The sequence below is a fragment of the Bartonella sp. AP21QHHD genome (genome assembly GCF_042196205.1).
Taxonomy (GTDB): Bacteria; Pseudomonadota; Alphaproteobacteria; order Rhizobiales; family Rhizobiaceae; genus Bartonella.
The window spans coordinates 60,536-80,091 of record NZ_JBHIPT010000107.1; the positions used below are offsets into that span (position 1 = coordinate 60,536).

Genomic DNA, 19,556 nt, shown 5'->3' on the forward strand with positions numbered 1-19,556 from the left:
GCAGAAAAGCTTCATAATCTGTATTCCAATCCGCTCAGAAATCGCAACTTTCTAATCTACCCGCTTAATCCACCTTTGAAACTGCAATAAAATAAATTCTGCTGATGACAAGTAATGATAACATGAAAAAGAGAAAATATCACAATATCAAACTCTTCAATACAGTATGAGCTTTATGATTTTCACTCAAGAAGTAAGTGCCCACCCATGAACGACACCATACTAAAGTGCTGTGCATTCACAAATTTCCTAGCATTATCTCCCCTTCTCGAAATTGCACCTCTCCCGCAATCTTATCTCTCGATAGCACCCATTAAAGACTTTTAAAAGGTCCAAGGAAAAAACTCTCTGAGAAAGCTTTCAAGCCTAAAATGTCCCCGCCATTCTTATCATGATGAGGGCGCAAAAAATCACGCAGAAACATGAAAAATCTCTCCGCATTTAAAAACAGAGCTTGTCCTTCAAGCGCACGCTTTTTCTTGTTCTTTTGTCCATTGTCCCAAAGCCGCAAGATGGTTCATCCGAGCGCGATGACGAAATGCCTTCTGTGCAACAGCAATATTTTCATCTTTTCCTGCCCATGCTTTTAAGGCAGCTGCTTGCAATGCTCGTCCATAGGAAAAGGTCAATTTCCAAGGCAATACGCCCAAAGAATTCATGGCAGATAAATGCGCCGTTGCTTCCTGATCAGACTGCCCTCCAGAAAGAAAAGCAATTCCGGGAACAGCGGCAGGAACAGTCTGTTTAAGCACTTGGATGGTCTTTTCAGCAACTTCTTCAACAGAAGCCTTGCGAGCATCCTTTCCATCAATCACCATATTGGGCTTTAAAATCATCCCCTCCAAAAGAACACGAGCTTCAAACAATTCTTTAAAGACAGCCTGCAAAACAGTGCGTGTCACCTCAAAGCAGCGTGTAATTGAATGCCCACACGATGGTCCATCCATCAACACTTCCGGCTCAACAATGGGCACAATATTGAACTCCTGACATAAGGCAGCATAGCGTGCAAGAGCTTGTGCATTTTGTCTTATGGCGCCTCTTGTTGGCAAAGTGTGTTCATCAATAGCAATTACCGCACGCCATTTAGCAAAACGTGCTCCCAAAGCATAATAGTCTTTTAGCCGCTCACGAAGACTATCCAACCCTTCGGTAATTGTCTCTTGGGGAAAAGCAGCCAAGGGTTTCGCACCGGTATCAACTTTAATCCCTGGCAAAGCGCCTGAATCCCGAATAAGATCCGTCAACATTTTCCCAGTAGATGCTTTTTGCCGAATGGTTTCATCAAATAAAATAACCCCAGAGATGGCGTTTTCCATCGCTTCTTTTGTACTAAAAAGCATTTCACGATAAGCACGGCGCTTATCTTCATTGGATTCAACACCAATGCTTTCAAAACGCTTTCCAATGGTCGCCGTACTTTCATCTGCCGCCAAAATACCTTTACCCGCATGCACCAAAGCAAGTGCAATATCTTCAAGCCGTTCATTCATAAAAAATTCCTCTTTATTTTGTCTTAATTTCTAAAAATGCGCAACACTATCAAAACACTCTACACGACCGTATAGTTTTTCTTTAACCTTCCCCTTCAAAGAAGCCCTTTAAGCCTGCATAAGGGCAAGAATACCAGGAAGGGTCTTTCCTTCCATCCATTCCAAAAAAGCTCCTCCAGCAGTCGAAAGATAAGTAAAATCATTGGCAACACCGGCATGATTAAGGGCAAAAACCGTATCGCCCCCTCCCGCAATTGAAACCAACTTTCCCGTCAAACTACGTTCTGCTGCATGGCGTGCAACGGCAATGGTTCCCTTATCAAAGGGAGACATCTCAAAAACACCAAGGGGTCCATTCCACACAAGAGTAGCAGCTTCATCTATCGCAGCATTGATATGCGCAATAGAGCGCGTCCCAATATCCAATATCATGCCATCTTGTGGAATATCTTCAATGTCATAAAGACGATGCGGTGCATCTTTTTCAAAGCGAAATCCAACGACAGCATCCTGAGGAAGCAGAAGGGTACAGTGACACTCTTGCGCTTTTTTAATGATTTTTTTTATCGTTTCCATCAATGCATGTTCACACAGTGACTTACCAACAGACACACCTTGCGCTGCTAAAAAACTGTTAGCCATGCCCCCACCAATCACGAGATGATCAACCTTTTCCACCAAATGATTGAGCACAAAAAGCTTGCTGGAAACTTTCGCTCCTCCCACAATGGCAACCACAGGGTGTGTTGGATTGCCAAGTCCTTTTTCTAACGCCTGCATCTCACCTTGCAAAGAGCGCCCTGCATAAGAAGGCAACAAATGCGTTATTCCCTCCACCGAAGCATGGGCACGATGAGAAACTGAAAAAGCATCATTAACATAGAGATCTCCATTATGAGCCAAAGCTTCTGCAAAAGAACAATCATTCTTTTCTTCACCAGCATAAAAACGAACATTTTCAAGCAGTAAAACACCACCATTTTGTAATGACTCAACTGCAACCTGCACCGTCGAACCGATACAGTCAGGAGCAAAAGCAACCGGCTGATTAATGATCTTTTCCAGCACTTGCACAACAGGACGGAGTGAAAACTCTGGCTCTACCTTTCCTTTGGGGCGACCACAATGAGAAAGCAGAATAAGTTTAGCACCACACTTTTGCAGCTCAACGAGTGTCTCTTTATGCCGCTCTAAGCGTGTCGTATCACAGACCTTACCCTGCGCCATTGGCACATTAAAATCCACCCGCACAAGAACACGTTTTCCAGTGACATCAACATCATCAAGTGTACGAAACCCCATCACTGCTTCCTCTTCACTTTCCATTGTTTCAAATAAAAACGCATCCAACAACCCTGCCCACTTTTCTTTCCACTTATCCCCTCTTTGCTTTTACAAGAGACCCACGACAGCCCATCTCTCACCCTCTGTTTGAAAAGCCAAAGCTTTCATCATCAAATGTACAAAAGCCACTCATTGCTCTTAATCTTCATATCCCATTGTGGCAAACAAATGCATTGGCTCAACTTGATCTCTATTAAAGCTTCCTTTTACTTCTAAGCAAAAGAATTTACATCTCCTGTTTCCTAACGTTTTCTCAAAAGGTGTCTCGTTCATATCTTACTTTTTCAAAGTTTACTCTTTCATGCAGGTTTTAAAAGCACGTATTGACCCAGTATTAAAACAAAACACATCATCAATATTTCAATAGCCTCTTCTCTCTAGCGCATGAGAACAACAGCCTCTATCTGTTTTTCTCAAAATTGCACAAAAATGAGACTTTTCCCTATAAAAAGGAGGACCCTGAGGTCCTCTTATATTGTCTTAGCAAAAGCCACTGCCGTATCACTCATACGGTTGGAAAAGCCCCATTCATTATCATACCAAACCAAAACGCGACAGAGCTTACCATCAATCACTTTTGTTTGATCATTGTGGAAAATAGCTGAATGAGGATTATGATTAAAATCACAACTCACAAGTTTCTCTTCTGTATAATCCAAAATGCCCTTCAAAGGACCTTGTGCAGCAATAGCAATAGCTGTATTAATTTCTTCGATTGTTGTGGAACGCTTAGCGATAAATGTCAAATCAACCACAGAAACATTAGGGGTCGGAACACGAATCGATACACCATCAAGCAATCCCTTTAATTCTGGCAAGACCAATCCCACAGCTTTTGCCGCTCCTGTTGAGGTAGGAATCATAGAAAGAGCTGCCGCACGTGCACGATAAAGGTCCCGATGCATTGTATCCAACACAGGTTGATCACCCGTATAAGAATGGATTGTTGTCATGAAGCCCTTTTCAATGCCCACCGTGTTATGTAAAACTTGTGCAACAGGCGCCAAACAATTGGTTGTACAAGAAGCATTTGAAACAACGCGATGCTCGCTGCTTAAAGATTGATGATTAACCCCATAGACGACCGTAAGATCTGCTCCTTCAGAAGGCGCAGAAATAAGAACACGCTTTGCCCCCGCATCTAAATGAGCACTTGCTTTATCACGCGCAGTAAAAATACCCGTACATTCCAAAGCAATATCGATATCCAAATCTTTCCAAGGCAATTGAGCAGGATCACGCTCTGCGCATACCTTTATTAAACCACCTCCCACATCAATAGCATCCCCTATCACCTTAACGATATCAGGAAAACGCCCATGAACTGAATCATAGCGTAATAAATGGGCATTTGTTTCCACCGATCCCAAATCATTAATTGCAACCACTTCAATATCTTGTCGTCCACTTTCCACAAGTGCACGTAAAATATTGCGACCAATACGACCAAACCCATTAATTGCAACACGAACTGTCATTTCACATGTTTCCTCATAAATTTTTTAAGCACAACATTTAAAACACAATAAATGGGTATTTCACCAATCCCAAATCATTAATTCCCACATTGTCAATATCTTGATCACTCACTCACTTATCCACAATAATGCACAAAATATGATGCCCTAAAACCACCCCATTCATGACAACACAAGCTGTCACTTTGTCTTTTCTTCTTTGATCTTTTCCAGCTCTTTTTCAACGGTGGCAACGACATTTTCCCAAGTAATACCAAAATGCGCATAAAGGGCATCAATTGTTCCACTTGCCCCAAAGCCCTCCATACCAATAAACACACCATCACAGCCAATAAAACGGTCCCATCCTTGGGCGACGGCAGCTTCAATGGCAACTTTAATCGGTGCATCTCCAATGAGAGCACGCTGATAGGAGAGAGATTGTTGAGAAAAAAGTTCAAAACAAGGCACAGAAACCACACGCGTTGGGATGCCTTTTTCTTCTAACACCGCATGTGCCTCCACTGCAATTTGCAATTCTGAACCAGAAGAAAACAGCGTCACTTGTGCATCATCGCTAGCTGTTAGGAATTCATAAGCACCAAGCATACAGAGATTTTCTTCTTCATACTCCTGACGCAAAAGCGGTAGATTTTGTCGACTCAAAGCCAAGGTAGAAGGTGTCCCGCGTGCTTTCAAAGCCAATTGCCAACACTCGACTGTCTCCATAGCATCGGCAGGACGGAACACAAAATGATTAGGCATTGCACGCAGGCAAGCCAAATGCTCCACGGGTTGATGGGTCGGACCATCCTCACCAAGACCAATAGAATCATGAGTCATGACATAAATCACCCGCAACCCCATGAGAGAAGACAAACGCATAGCAGGACGCATATAGTCAGAAAAGCATAAAAAGGTTCCCCCATAAGGAATAAAGCCGCCATAAAGGGCAAGACCATTCATCACAGCTCCCATTACATGTTCGCGAATTCCATAATGCAGATAGCGCCCTGAAAAATCTTCAGCAGAGATACTTTTCATCTGGCTGCTTTTTGTATTATTAGATCCGGTTAAATCAGCCGAACCACCAATAGTTTCAGTAACGACTTCATTAATCACTTCAAGAGCCATTTCCGAAGCTTTACGCGTAGCAACAACAGGGCGCTCTTCAACGAGTTTTTGTTTATAAGTATCAATAGCACCATCAAATCCGCCCACGAGATCGCCCCGCATCAATCTTTCGAACTCCACACGCTCTGAAACAGGAAGATCAGCAAATTTTTCTTCCCATTTTTGGCGTTTTTTAGCAGCATTGAGACTAGCCAAGCGCCAATTATCAAGAATATCGGCTGGAATAACGAAAGGCTCAGCATCCCACCCTAACGCGATACGGGTTTCAGTGATTTCTCGTGCGCCCAAAGGAGCTCCATGAACTTTATTGGTACCCGCTTTATTGGGTGCTCCAAAACCAATTGTTGTTTTACAAGCAATCAAAGTTGGTTTATCGGAATTTTGTGCCGCCTCAATAGCCCGCGCAATTGCTGCTTGATCATGCCCATTGACTTTATGTGTCTCCCAACCAGATGCCTTAAAACGCGCAATCTGATCTGTACTGTCAGCAAGGGAAATCTCTCCATCGATAGAAATATTATTATCGTCCCACAATACAATAAGCTTATTGAGTTTCAAATGACCAGCAAGGGAAAGTGCTTCTTGAGATATCCCTTCCATAAGGCATCCATCGCCCACCAACGCATAAGTGTAATGGTTGATAAGATCACCAAAACGGGCATTTTGCAAACGCTCTCCAAGAGCCATCCCCACGGCATTAGCCAACCCTTGTCCAAGAGGACCAGTCGTTGTTTCGATTCCTGCCACATGCCCATATTCTGGATGCCCGGCAAGCTTTGCTCCTAATTGGCGAAAATTTTTGAGATCTTCAATGCCAATATCTTCATAACCAGAAAGATACAAGAGAGCATAAAGCAACATAGACCCATGTCCTGCTGATAACACAAAACGATCACGGTTAGGCCAGCGAGGTTTTTTGGGGTCATGAGCAAGGAATCTTGTATAAAGAACCGTAGCAATATCGGCTGCTCCCATTGGCAAGCCCGGATGACCAGAATTTGCTTTTTCAATCGCATCAATAGCAAGAAAACGGATAGCATTGGCCATCTGATTCTGTTGGTGGGTGTTTGTCATGAATACTCGACCATTTCGTTAAATACGTTATTCTGTTGCTTTTTCCGTATTCTCTTAAAATTCTCAAGAAATACTATTTTCTAACCATTAGCGTGAGACTTTTTGCCACCACTTCAATAATATTAATAACATTCCCCTCACGCGTTCTGTATATCCATGTCATTTATGCCAATACGCGCAAAAAATCCAGCTTTTAATTTATATCTATCCCCTGCTTTGCTTGCTAAAATATCCTACATACTTAAAAATAAAATGCACACAACACAAGAGTGAAAGTGATTCGTTTTTGCATAACACATTGATAAAGGATACAATTACCCAAAGGATAAAAGCAATGAACCAAGAGACTACAGTTCTACAAGATGCTTTAGAGCACCTAGAAAAGGCACTTAGAACTTTAGAGATCACCATAATAAACCGCAATGCCGTTATTGATAAAAATAACGAATGGGAAGAAGAAATCCAACGAATGAATGCTGACCGCAGCCATCTTGCCCAAGCGCTTGACAAAGCTGAAGCCCAAATTGAACGCTTAGAGTCCGTAAACAAAGAAGTTTCCAAACGTCTTATTAAAGCAATGGAAACAATTCGTGTTGTCATTGATAGATAAAGGTTTGAATGTATGGAAACTGTTTCCGTTACCATTGATGGTAAAGTTTATCGCATGGCTTGTGACAAAGGACAAGAACGTCGTCTTATTGCGCTTGCTGCTCAATTGGATCAATATATCACACATTTAAAGAACAATTTTGGTGAAATTGGCGACCATCGTTTATCGGTTATGGCTGGCATAATGATTATTGATGAAATGGAAGAAATAAAACGAGAAAATAAAAAATTACAAGAAGACTACAATACTCTTTTACGACTCCACAACGAAAGAGACCGCACCATGGGGAAAATTATGCGTGACACCACACAACGCATTGAAAATCTCACCAACCAATTGCTCAAAGATGATCAAAACCGCACAAACCTTCAAGAACAAGAACAGGAACAGGAAGATTTCTAAAAGGTACATCAGCGCGTAATAAACCAGAGATTTGACTTGTCCGCCACATCTCACAGGATAAAAATTCTTAAACCCACACCAGTGTGTAAACAGTCTGGTTTTTTATAGGAAGGATTCCAGCTACTCACGACTTATGGGATTAACTTAAACCTCAACAAGAAAGCCCTACCCTGAATATTTCACCTCCGCACAAACGCTTCCTATATCAAGGAGACTGCCTTATATCACCACATTTCAAATGAGATGTCTTTTAACCGCGCAATAAGATAACAAAATCAACATCATTGTAAAAAAATCATATAAATGACAACAGCAACAAACAAATAAAGCACCCTTCGAAAAAAAGAGCTATATTCATGTTCCCTATGAATGCATGCCCAAAAATCCTTGCCCCTTAGATAATATCAAGCAGATTCAATATATATTAAAAAATAACCTTATCTATTATACCGTAAAACACCGCTATTTGATACTATAAGCACCATGGAGTCTTTGCACCTGAGATGTCCATCCGATGAAACCCACCGAAAAGAACCGTATCATTTATAAACCAGCGTGAATTAAGTATTTTCATCCTTTAGAGCAAGAAAAAAGTCAAAACCGAAGAGTATGTTAATCTCATACAACCTCAAACATCATAAACAACAATAATAGCTCTTGAAAACATCCTCTACCGCTATTTTTATCCTTATAACAAATAATCCATATTCCTCTCCCCACCACCCAAAATCTCCAAGCTTAATAAAAGAGCAAGTCGGCACCATCATTATAACCAGCCCTCAATATTGCGACAGCCCCCTTGGCTCTTAAAACGGTTCATAAGAATTATGCCTTTCTTGTACAATTTTTACCCACATGTCCCACCCGCTTGTGACGTACAAGCAAAGAGTTATAATTAACAAAACATAAATAAATTTAAGAGAATCTTACGGAATTCGGGGTTCTAATTCAAGTTTAATAACGATAAATTATCATTATAAATCAATATGTTGCAAATGCTTCGACAAAGCATATTTTAAAAACACATTCACCCATCACTTTTTCTCATAACATACCAGTACGATTTTTTAGGCACATAATTTTAATTTTATTCAATTCTGTTTGCAAAAGTTTAAAATGGGAAAAATTTCAAGGCTCTTATCCAAAAAGCGAAAGAATGAACTCTCATTATCAATAAACATCTCGCTCGTATAAACATCAATAAAGCAATCCCCAATCTGTCTCAATGAAATAAAAGGGGGGCTCCCATTAAATGCCTACCGTAAAAGCAGTTTCCTCAGAACTAAAAAAAAATCAACAGACAACATCACCGCATCTGCTTCCATCCCCAAACTGGACGACCTAATGCAACACCTTGCTATCTTACGATAGGAGATAAAAGAATAATGGGTCTATGGAGGCATTCACAAGAAGCGCACACCCGTTGTTTTTAAAGCCTGTTCAAAGGCGCATGAAAAAACACCATGCGTAAACGGCTCAAATCCCTTTCGTTCCATCTTGAGAGACAGAAGCAATACGCAAGAGATTTGTCGCACCGGGCGTTCCAAGAGGAACACCGGCTGTTACAAGGAAACGATCCCCTCCTTGGCAAAAGCCTTCCTGAAATGCAATGGCTGCTGCTCGATCAACCATATCTTCTAAATTGCGAGCATCTTGCGTGACCACACAATGAAGCCCCCAAACTAAAGCCAAACGCCTTGCTGTTTCCACAATGGGCGATAAAGCAATAATCGGTCTATTAGGGCGTTCACGAGAGGCGCGCACCCCCGTTGTTCCTGAAGCCGTATAGGCAACGATAGCGGATAGAGCAAGTGTTTCAGCAATCTGACGCGCAGCAAGAGAAATCGCATCCGTTCCTGTTGATTCTGGTGCTGGATGTTGTGCTCCAACCTGAGCGGCATAAGTGTGATCCTGTTCGATTTGTCGCGCGATTCGGTCCATCATAAGCACAGCTTCTTCAGGATAGCGACCAGAAGCAGATTCAGCAGACAACATCACCGCATCTGTTCCTGCATAAACTGCTGTAGCAACATCCGACACTTCTGCGCGTGTCGGAACAGGAGATGTAATCATTGATTCAAGCATCTGTGTTGCCACCACAACAGGCTTTCCTGCTAAACGACAAGCTTTTATGAGCTCCATCTGAAGTGCAGGGACCTTTTCCAAAGGCATTTCCACTCCAAGATCACCCCGTGCAATCATAATACCATCGGATACCTCAATAATTTTCTCTATATGCTCCAAGGCTTGAGGCTTTTCGATTTTAGCCATCAAAGACACCTTGCTTTTCGTCAACTGACGCACCGCCATAATATCTTCTGGACGTTGAATAAAAGAAAGAGCAACCCAATCAACAGGCTGCTGTAAAAGAGCCTGAAGATCCTCCTTATCTTTTGACGTCATTGAATCAAAAGGCAAAATTGTATCGGGAAAACTGACACCCTTTCGATCAGAAATACGGGTTCCAGCAACCACGCGACACTGTACAGAATGACCATCACAAACTTGCGCACGCAGTTCCACCCTTCCATCATCAATCAACAACCGGTCCCCTGGTTTAATCGCCGAAAATACATCCTCATGAGGGAAAAAAACACGCTGTGCATCACCAAGAACATCGCGATTATCTAATGTAAAGTTTTGTCCAACACGCAAATCTTCTTGACCCTTAGCAAAACGCCCCACACGCAGTTTTGGCCCCTGAAGATCCACCAAAATACCAATGGGGCGTCGAACTGTTTTTTCAACTTCTCGTATAGACTTGACCAAATCACCCATCATATCACGATCAGTATGGCTCATATTAAGACGAAAAACGTCTGCTCCTGCCCTAAAAAGCTTCTCAATCATCAAACGAGAAAAAGAAGAAGGACCAAGAGTCGCAATAATTTTCACTTTACGTGCACGTTTCACGGTGGAGAATTTCCTGAAAGAGAAGGTATAACTGAATTGTTTAACAAAGACTCATCCGTCAACTGGATCATCCAACTGGTTTGATTTCCGGTATCGATTTCTTTAAATTCAGCCTTTTGATATCCTCGAGGGAAACAATCATGAACGCCTTGAATGGTAAATTGGCTATCTTGCACACACATGGTTACAGAGCCTGCCCAGTTCCCCTTTTTTTGTGCCCCTTCCGCATAAAAATAATAAAACCGTGAAGCAAGAGGCCCCTCAATTAAGGTTTTACACTCCGTCACGGGTACCGTCCACCAACCTTCGCTCACCCATCCTGAAAATGTACGATATCCAAGAGCAACCCCTACAGACTGTTGGGTTGTATTACAAACCCTAAAGTCAGCTTTTGCAAAAACAACAAGGGGAAACAAGAGCAAAATGCTCAAGAAAAAAACCTTAAATCCTTTCTGAAGCACCCAATATCGTTTTTTTAAAATCACAAAACTTCCTCTATAATGTCAAATTCTCAAAACAAATTACACACTTCTTTTTCAAAAGCTTTTCAAGTCTAAAACGTATATTTTTATATTTTTCTTTTTATAGCCCTTTTATCAATGCATATTCTTAAAAATTTTACAAAATATTTAAAGTCAATTTGTAAAAAAGCTGTGTAGCTTGATTTACTTTATTGTTTTCAAGCTTTTTTAACATAAATTCGTCGTCGAAAAACAACTTAAAATATATAACTTGGAGAAAAATACAATGAACGATACAGTAACCGATCAAACACACGCTATATCCGTAAACCAATTACGCTCTTTTATCGAACGTATTGAACGACTAGAAGAAGAGAAAAAAACCATTTCTGATGATATTAAAGACGTTTACACTGAACTTAAAGGCTCTGGTTTTGATAGTAAAGCTGTTCGAAGCATTATACGGCTGCGTAAAAAAGAAGAGCATGAAAGAATGGAAGAAGAAGCAATCATTGAACTTTATAAAAATGCGCTTGGTATGAATTAAAACCATTGATAACATTGGAAATTTTTTTAAGAAAAGAAAATACAAAAAAAATGGCAAAAAACAAATGAATGTATAAAAATTTCACCCAAACAATAAGCCGTTTGTGTAACTTGTAACGAGACTATCGATCACAGAATACACAATATTGCAACAGCCCTCACATTTAAAAGGATTTATACAGAGAATTTTTATTCTTGTTCTTCAATCATTTTTATCCACATAAACCCTCACTTGTATGCCAACCTATGCCAACCCAGTTTGTGATGTGCAAGAGAGGTGTTTTTATGATTAAACATCAATAAATTTGAAATGAGAAAGTCTTCCGATATTGAGGACTCTCTTCCTTCAAATTGAACAAAATGAATTATGATGATAAATCAATTCATTATCTACAAAAAGAAACATATGAAAGCGGTCAGCAGTTGAAATCCGCTAAATGAGAGTCTGAGCTGTTTACAAAAGAAGAGCTGGTTAAGGATCTTTATCTTTTAGGATAGGCAGAAATTCGGCATATTTACACATTTGATAAAAAGCCCCTTGATAGAACTTTTAATAAAACTTTATTCGAATCTATTAACCGACTCATACAGATCATTGATTCGAGAGGTTAGAATGTGATCTCTCCATTTTCCAGAAATCATCAAATAGTCTTTGGCATAGCCTTCTTTTTCAAAATGAAGGCGTTTTAATAAACGTTCGCTTTTTATGTTCTCAGGTCTATAATTTGCCATCACTCTATGCAGATGATAAACATGAAAGATATGCCGTATTAGAGCCGATAAACTCTCAAACATAAGACCTTTACCTTGTTGTTTTTCATCAAGAGAAAAACCAAGATGACAAGCTTGAAAAACACCCCGAACCACATTTGTAAAATTCACAACACCAATGACTGTGTTTTCATTTTTTAATCGTACGGCATATCGGTATGCTTGTCCTTGTGCACTTTCATAAGCAAATGCATTAGCTCGTGTTTCCCAAGCTGTTAGGCTGTGGTAACCATCAGATCTAACAGGTTCAAAAGGACGCAGATGATTCGCATTACGGAGGGAATAAGAAGACAGTTCAGCTGCATCTTCTAAACCGATCAATGTAGAAATTGTTCGCTTTGTTTTAATTGCTATCATTTTCTCCTCCTAGAAATGTTACAATAACACGTTGATTTATCCTAACAAATCATCATTTTTAAACTTAAATCATAACGTCGAATACAGTAAGCTTTCCTCATCACAACACTTCTCACGTTAGAATCAATGAAGATCATTTGCTTTTCCGTCATAAGCAAGGTTGGTGTATTTAGGATATAAGGTAAAGATAAGGGAATGTTTCTTATGAATGCTCTCAAGTTCCAAGGGGGCTGTAGCAACATTGGGGACTGGCAAAGTATGCAATGGAACTGGCGTACTTCCATATACGAAATTTTGAAAAAACTCACGGCAAAGGTAGTTTTGTTTCTTTGCCTTGTAAACGAAGAGCATGCTTGTTTTGCGCTATCATATCACTGCTCCCCCGTATAGAAATCCCAATGACCATCACCTTGAAATGCTATATGTTACAGTGCAATCTAAAAAGTCTCTGCCATAACTCGTCAACAGCACTGTTCCCGCTAAATCAGCCACAAACTCTTGTAACAAATCAAAGAAAAGCGATGATGCAATACAAATCTTTTAAAGTTTTTTAGATATTATCGTGAACACGCTTCCATTTCTTCGCGTAAAATTTCAAGTTCTAGCCATTCTTCTTGCTTTTGTGTGCAAGTATTTCTCTTTTTTTCCAACGCTGTTGATAAACGCTCAAAACGTTCTTTATCGCGGCAATAAAGGGTTGGATCAGAGAGCTCTTGCTCAATTTTTTTGATTTCGTCCTGTAAAACAGCAATTTCTTCAGGCAATTTTTCCAATGCATAAACCTGCTTATAAGACAATTTACTTCGTGTTTTTTTCTCTCGCCCTATCAAGCTATGATCTATTGATGTATCCTGTTTTGAAAGCTCTCCCGCATGAGATTTTGAAGGTGCTTTACGCTGCGATAATTCTGTTCTTTTGCGTTGTAAGCGAAGAGCATGCTGGTTTTGCGCCATCATATCACTATAGCCGCCCGCATACAAAACCCAATGACCATCACCTTGAGGTGCCAACATATGCGTTACAGTACGATCTAAAAAGTCTCTGTCATGGCTGACCAACAATACTGTCCCCGCAAAATCAGCAATAAATTCTTGCAACAAATCCAAAGTTTCCATATCCAAATCATTGGTCGGTTCATCAAGAATCAAAAAGTTTGCAGGACGAGAAAGAAGTCGTGCAAGCATGAGGCGTGCTCTTTCTCCCCCTGAAAATTCTTTAAGGGGAGTGCGAGCTTGTTCCGGTAAAAATAAAAAGTCTTTCATATAAGAAACGACATGCCGCTCCAGCCCATTGATCACAAGAGTATCACCTCTTCCTCCCGTTAAATAATGCGCTAAAGTTTCTTCTTCATTTAAAATACGTTGCTGATCAAGCAATGCCATAGAGAGGTTATAGCCATGCCTCACCGTTCCACCATCCACGGCTTCTTGCCCAATTAATACAGAAAGGAGCGTTGTCTTTCCGATACCATTGGGTCCTACCAACCCGATTCGATCACCACGCTGAATGCGCAAAGAGAAATCTTTCACGATAATGCGATCACCATAGGATTTTGAAATTTTCTTTGCTTCAAGCACCAATTGCCCAGACTCATGACTTTTCGCTGCTGTCAAAAGTGCATTTCCAGGCTGCCCTTTATAGGTTTGATGACGCTGTCTTAAGTTGTTTAATTCGCCTAAACGCCGTACGTTACGCTTACGCCGTGCACTTACGCCATAACGTAACCATTGCTCTTCACGAGCAATTTGGCGCCCCAATTTATGCTGCTCAATGGCTTCTTCTTGCAACGCCTTATCACGCCAACTTTCAAATTCTGAAAAACGCTTTTCCAGTCTTTTGGTTGTGCCACGATCAAGCCATACCGTTGACCGCGTAACATTTTCTAAAAATCGCCGATCATGGGAAATCACCACAATCGCTGAACGCAAAGAAGATAAAACAGCTTCCAGCCATTCAATGGTTGGTAAATCAAGATGATTGGTTGGTTCATCTAAGAACAAAATATCGGGTTTTGCAGCAATGGCCTGTAACAATGAAACACGCCGCTTTTCGCCTCCCGAAAGCGTTTCCAATTTTTCCGCCCCCGAAAACCCTAAATTTGTGCGAAGCGTATTGATCCACTGGACATCAGATATATCGTCCAGCCCCGCTTCCATATAAGCGTTAATATCTTCAAATCCTGAACAATCCGGATTTTGTGAAACATAACGGAGCGTCACTCGCGGGTGGCGAAAAATTTCGCCACCATGAGGCTCTAATATTCCCGCGGCAATTTTTAACAGAGTTGATTTTCCACAACCATTACGGCCGACCAGCGCAATACGCGCCCCTTGCTCAACCGATAAAGAAGCTTGATTGAGCAAAGGCGTTTTTCCAAAATTTAAGAAAATGCGGTCAAGCCGCAGAAGCGGCACCGCCATTAACGAACGCGGTGCGGACAAGGTGCTTTATACATCACCCCTCTTGCATCACGGTAAGCACACAATTGCCGTACAGGAACTCTCTGTCCACAAGGTGCTTGGTAAACATGCCCTCTACGACCGCGATACGTGCACAATTGTGATGCCTGTCTTTGTTGTTTTCTTTGATTTGCAGCTGCACCTGTTACTGTTCCAGCCAAAGCACCAAATGCTGCACCGGTAAGTGCTGCTCCAGGCGTACTTCCAGCAATAGCAGTTCCAGCCAAAGCACCGATTGCTGCTCCTCCTACGCCGTAACGTGCAACGCGTTCATCGTTTGTGGTACAAGCAACTGAACTGAAACCAATGGCTGAAACAACTGCCACTTTAAAAATTGATTTTAACATATCAAAACCTTTCCTTCTCAAGATCAATACATAATATATTGTTTATGTCGGCACTTATAATCACTAGTCCTCCCCCTGCCTTATTCAAAATATATTGGAAGAGCTTTATGGAATAGGCACAGACGCTAACAATATAGCTTTTCCAGAACCTAAATGGCAAGAAAAGGTTCCACAAATACGGTTAGAAAGTGTTAAAGAAGAGCCAAATGACACATTTTTGTCACAAACTGGCCATTTTACCCCTTTAAGAGTTAAACCTTTTAAATCAGAAAAACCGATAATACTAAACAAACATCCCTTAGGCAAATCATACGAACAAGGTTTTGACAAAACCGGCCAACCTTCTTCCAAACCGCTTGTCAACAACACTGAAATACCCCTTTCAGCCATCATCAACGCTTGCGTCATATGAGAAAGGCTATGATCACTTCGCTCCCCTCCCAAAGCACCGCACAAAATAAGCTTTTTAGCGCCATTTTGCAACGCTCTTTCACATGCCAGAGCACTATCTGTCATATCTTTATCAGAGGGAAAAACTTCACGCGGAACATGACTATATTGACGTATTAAGTTCTCATCTGATGAATCAAAGTCCCCTAACCACAACTCAGGCGTCACATTAAGCGCTGCCGCATGACGCATACCACCATCAGCAGCAATTACCCGACTGTTTTGAATTTGATTAAGCAAACGATCAGTGATATGAACATCCCCATTTAATAATATCGTAAATGTTGTCATGCCATACTTTGCCTTTCACAAAATTTTCTTTACAGTGCATCTTTTTATAAGTGAGAGTCATTTTTTATAAACAAAAAGCGTGATATAGCCAAACGAATCCTTATCCCTAATGCCTTTCTTAAAGAAACATACGATATAAAGATACAAATGCAATTTGCCAAATTACTCCGCAGAAATAATGTGCACCATGGTCCAACGCACCCCATTTTTCACCGCAATTTTCTTTTTCGCTCTTGCCTGTATAAAGCAACTTTCATAAGTTTAACGTTTCTCCTTTCAGCTTGTCATACACCCTTTTCTCAAAATGATAGGTTTTCTTCCACTTCTTCTAAAACGATCAAACGTACCAACAACCACAATATCTATGTCACATTAAGCGCTCTGCAACACCCACGTATTTTGCAAATGTATGGTGGCGCTTATCATGATGCAAAACTTGAACACCTTTTAGCAAAGATTGTCCGTAAACTGGCAGTTGCATCACATAGTTCTCATCAAAGCTATTCTGTAACAATTTTAAACTCAGAAACTATCAACGCTTTTGCGCTCCCCAACGGCTCGATCTACATCACTCGTGGTATGCTGGCATTAGCCAATGATTCTTCAGAAGTTGCAGCCATTTTAGCCCATGAGATAGCACATATCAGAGCCAATCATGGCATTTTACGCCTGCAAAAAGAAGCCCAATTAAAGATGACAAATCACATGTCTTCACGTCTTCTTTCTTCTATTGGCAAAAAACTTCATAACCCTATGCAAAACAAGCAACAACTCGCGCAATTTTCCCGCAATCAAGAGCTGGAAGCTGATTCCATTGCGCTCGAAATGCTCCAACAATCAGGATATGATCCTTTTGCTTCACCACGCTTTCTTCAAACAATGGAAGCCTATAGTGCTTTTCGTAATATCTCTGGCTCCCAAAATGCCTCTCTAGATTTTCTAGCCTCTCACCCAACTACCCCTCAACGCATTCGGCTTGCGATAAAAAAAGCGGGTAAAATCAGTAAAGGGAATAGTAAAATATCTGATCACGATTCTTTTCTCAAAAGCATTGATGGCATAATTTTTGGAGGAGGCTTTTATACAGGTTTTGTACGAGGCAACCAATTTATTCACCCACAATTGCGCATAGCTTTTTCTGTTCCAAACAATTTTACAATAGAACATTCAGCACATACTGTTTGGGCCAGTGGACCAGATAAAATTGCGATTCGTTTTGACGCTATTCCACATCCTGCTGAAATATCTGCGAGTGATTATTTGAAAAGTGGCTGGATTATCGGTCTAGACCAATCATCTATCCGCCCCATCACAATTCAAGGGCTCCCCAATCAAGAATTTATGCGTCAAGAATCCCAAAGCCAAAATTTACTTGGAGCAAGGGCCCATGCTACCAATGATCAATGGCAATTTGATGTGGTTGTCATTCCATTCAACAACCACATCTTTCGTTTTTTGACGGCCGCTCCACATAATTCTCGAAATTTTGCAGAGGTTGCCCAAAAAACGCTACAAAGCTTTCATTCTCTTTCATCTTCACAGTTAAAAAAATTGCAGCCCTTAAAAATCCGTGTTGTCCGTGTTAAACAAGGAGAAACCGTTGCCAATCTTGCAGATAAAATGCAATACACACCATATAAAGAAAAACTCTTTCGCATCCTCAACGCCCTCTCACCAACGCAAACTTTACCCGCAGGTACAAAAGTGAAAATTATTACAGAATAAGCCTTTCTTCTCATCCGTTACAGTTTTGATTCTTTTCTGCCTGTATCACGCCCTCCCCCTTAAAGCATATTCGAAAATAAAGAGGAACACTTTAAAATCCAACTTCATCATGCCTTTATAGTCCTCCGTTTGATATATATATATTTCCTCCAACTAACAGCCCCCTATCTTCCTCTGTTTATCAGTAGCGCTCCCAAGGAGGCATATTCCTAAACAAATATGAACATCCCCTAAAACTGACTTTATCATATTCTCATATGCCCCCACTTAATATATTCTCTTCCCCCCAAAAAGCCTTTCACTGCTTATATATCGTAAGCATCTTCTGAATGAATCGTAAGGAGAGCAGAACGCAATTTTTGCAAAGCCCTAGCTTCAATTTGACGCACGCGCTCTTTCGAGATTCCTAACTTTTCACCTAAAACTTCGAGAGTCGCCCCCTCTTCATTTAAGCGACGAAAGCGAATAATTTCCAACTCCCGTTCGTTGAGAATTTGCAACGCATCGTAAAGCCATTGTGTACGCCGTTGACCATCAATGACTTGCTCAATTAAAGCATCAGGAAGAGGACTCTCATCCACCAAAACATCCATCTTAGCAATGGGATTATCACTGTTCTCAGAAACAGAAACACTCAAGGAATTATCAGAACTGGAAAAACGAAAATCCATCGTTTCAACATCGCGCACGGAAACACCGAGTTTTTCAGCGATTGTGCGAAAAATATCCTGTTTTGACAAAGCACTATCATCTTGTATCAGTTTTGCACGCAAACGCCGAAGATTAAAGAAAAGTGCTTTTTGCGAAGAACTCGTTCCCCCTCGAACGATTGACCAATTTCGCAAAATATAATCTTGAATAGAAGCGCGTATCCACCACGTTGCATATGTTGAAAAACGCACTTCCCGATCAGGTTCAAAACGTGCAGCTGCTTCCAATAGTCCCACATACCCTTCTTGTACCAAATCCCCCAATGGCATTTTGAAACGTTTAAAGCGATTAGCAATAGCAATCACTAAACGCATATGAGCCGCTGCAATTTGATGCATGGCATCATCATCACGTTTGTCTTTCCACCGCAGAGCCAAATCATGCTCTTTTTGTCGTTCAAGATAAGGTGCTTGCATAGCAGAACGCATCATATTACGTCCTAAGCTTTTGTCTGCATCGCTATAATTTTTGCTGCTTTTATAAACAGCATTTGAAAGATTACCCATAATAACCCCTTGCGATTAAAATTATCAAAATTGATTTGGCAACGACATCATTGTTCTTCGCTTAAAAAGAACGCAAAAGTTGTTAACTTCTGTGACCACTACTTTAACGTGTAATTTTATAATCGCAATTGTTTTTTTTACTGTCATGGTAAAACTTCTTGACATAAGACACAATTTCACCTGCAAAATGCCTTTACAATATGCCTTTTAGCCTATGAAATATTTGAAAAAACTTTCTCTTCACTTTTCATGACAAAACAGCAAAAAAATAAAGTGATCATGCAAAAGAAATGCCGTTTTTTGATAACCGGTTCCGTTTCCTTTTAAATTGAAGAATTTATTTATGCTTTTAGCTTTACAATACAACTAATAAGTGTAATTTGCAAATATAAAGCATCCAAACTGAATGAAAACTGAATGAAAAAAGAATCATTCAAGTTTTAAAGGCGCAAAGAAACAGCAAAAAATGACAAGAGTGATTGAAGCAAACGCAACAAACGTGTTA

The 19,556-nt window shown here is 40.6% G+C and carries 15 protein-coding genes; 4 read left to right on the plus strand and 11 right to left on the minus strand.

Annotated elements, in window-relative coordinates; translation table 11 throughout:
* Positions 1-461: 461 nt before the first annotated feature.
* The 4 genes from ACFIMC_RS06915 to tkt form a co-directional block, all read right to left on the minus strand.
* Positions 462-1,493 carry a class I fructose-bisphosphate aldolase gene (locus tag ACFIMC_RS06915; RefSeq protein ID WP_375633442.1) on the minus strand — a complete coding sequence of 344 codons (1,032 nt, stop codon included), beginning with the start codon at positions 1,491-1,493 and terminating at the stop codon, positions 462-464.
* A gap of 108 nt (positions 1,494-1,601) precedes the next feature.
* Complete coding sequence (locus tag ACFIMC_RS06920; protein ID WP_375633490.1) at positions 1,602-2,795, minus strand: phosphoglycerate kinase; 1,194 nt, start codon at positions 2,793-2,795, stop codon at positions 1,602-1,604.
* Positions 2,796-3,307: 512 nt separating this feature from the next.
* Positions 3,308-4,315: a type I glyceraldehyde-3-phosphate dehydrogenase gene (gap, locus tag ACFIMC_RS06925; protein ID WP_375633443.1), complete on the minus strand. Its 1,008-nt coding sequence runs from the start codon at positions 4,313-4,315 to the stop codon at positions 3,308-3,310.
* A 180-nt stretch (positions 4,316-4,495) separates the two neighbouring features.
* The gene (tkt, locus tag ACFIMC_RS06930) at positions 4,496-6,502 is read right to left on the minus strand and encodes a transketolase (protein ID WP_375680756.1); all 2,007 of its coding nucleotides are present in this window, start codon (positions 6,500-6,502) and stop codon (positions 4,496-4,498) included.
* 334 nt (positions 6,503-6,836) lie between these two features.
* Here tkt and ACFIMC_RS06935 point away from each other — a divergent pair, with 334 nt between their 5' ends.
* Positions 6,837-7,112, plus strand: a complete 276-nt coding sequence (locus ACFIMC_RS06935) for a DUF4164 domain-containing protein (protein WP_005774573.1) — start codon at positions 6,837-6,839, stop codon at positions 7,110-7,112.
* Positions 7,113-7,124: 12 nt separating this feature from the next.
* Positions 7,125-7,514, plus strand: coding sequence for a cell division protein ZapA (locus ACFIMC_RS06940; protein WP_375613188.1), 390 nt, complete (start codon positions 7,125-7,127; stop codon positions 7,512-7,514).
* Between the two features lie 1,476 nt (positions 7,515-8,990).
* On the opposite strand, the gene pyk is transcribed toward ACFIMC_RS06940, so the two are convergent.
* Complete coding sequence (gene pyk, locus ACFIMC_RS06945; RefSeq protein ID WP_375680757.1) at positions 8,991-10,427, minus strand: pyruvate kinase; 1,437 nt, start codon at positions 10,425-10,427, stop codon at positions 8,991-8,993.
* Complete coding sequence (locus ACFIMC_RS06950) at positions 10,424-10,912, minus strand: DUF1036 domain-containing protein (protein WP_375633446.1); 489 nt, start codon at positions 10,910-10,912, stop codon at positions 10,424-10,426. The genes pyk and ACFIMC_RS06950 overlap by 4 nt, the downstream gene beginning before the upstream one ends.
* 262 nt (positions 10,913-11,174) lie before the next feature.
* Here ACFIMC_RS06950 and ACFIMC_RS06955 point away from each other — a divergent pair, with 262 nt between their 5' ends.
* The gene (locus ACFIMC_RS06955) at positions 11,175-11,435 is read left to right on the plus strand and encodes a DUF2312 domain-containing protein (RefSeq protein WP_005774567.1); all 261 of its coding nucleotides are present in this window, start codon (positions 11,175-11,177) and stop codon (positions 11,433-11,435) included.
* 560 nt (positions 11,436-11,995) lie between these two features.
* On the opposite strand, the gene rimJ is transcribed toward ACFIMC_RS06955, so the two are convergent.
* The 4 genes from rimJ to ACFIMC_RS06975 form a co-directional block, all read right to left on the minus strand.
* A complete protein-coding gene (rimJ, locus tag ACFIMC_RS06960; protein WP_375633447.1) occupies positions 11,996-12,562 on the minus strand; it encodes a ribosomal protein S5-alanine N-acetyltransferase in 567 nt (188 codons plus the stop codon).
* Between the two features lie 557 nt (positions 12,563-13,119).
* The gene (locus ACFIMC_RS06965; RefSeq protein ID WP_375680767.1) at positions 13,120-14,982 is read right to left on the minus strand and encodes an ABC-F family ATP-binding cassette domain-containing protein; all 1,863 of its coding nucleotides are present in this window, start codon (positions 14,980-14,982) and stop codon (positions 13,120-13,122) included.
* Positions 14,982-15,368 carry a hypothetical protein gene (locus ACFIMC_RS06970; RefSeq protein WP_375633448.1) on the minus strand — a complete coding sequence of 129 codons (387 nt, stop codon included), beginning with the start codon at positions 15,366-15,368 and terminating at the stop codon, positions 14,982-14,984. The genes ACFIMC_RS06965 and ACFIMC_RS06970 overlap by 1 nt, the downstream gene beginning before the upstream one ends.
* A 105-nt stretch (positions 15,369-15,473) precedes the next feature.
* A complete protein-coding gene (locus tag ACFIMC_RS06975) occupies positions 15,474-16,109 on the minus strand; it encodes a thiamine diphosphokinase (protein ID WP_375617849.1) in 636 nt (211 codons plus the stop codon).
* Positions 16,110-16,256: 147 nt separating this feature from the next.
* On the opposite strand from ACFIMC_RS06975, the gene ACFIMC_RS06980 reads away from it, so the two are divergent.
* Positions 16,257-17,834: a M48 family metalloprotease gene (locus ACFIMC_RS06980; RefSeq protein ID WP_375634408.1), complete on the plus strand. Its 1,578-nt coding sequence runs from the start codon at positions 16,257-16,259 to the stop codon at positions 17,832-17,834.
* Positions 17,835-18,139: 305 nt separating this feature from the next.
* Here ACFIMC_RS06980 and ACFIMC_RS06985 read toward each other — a convergent pair whose 3' ends face one another.
* On the minus strand, positions 18,140-19,051 hold the full coding sequence (locus ACFIMC_RS06985) for an RNA polymerase factor sigma-32 (RefSeq protein ID WP_375668284.1): 912 nt from the start codon (positions 19,049-19,051) through the stop codon (positions 18,140-18,142).
* Positions 19,052-19,556 lie beyond the last annotated feature (505 nt).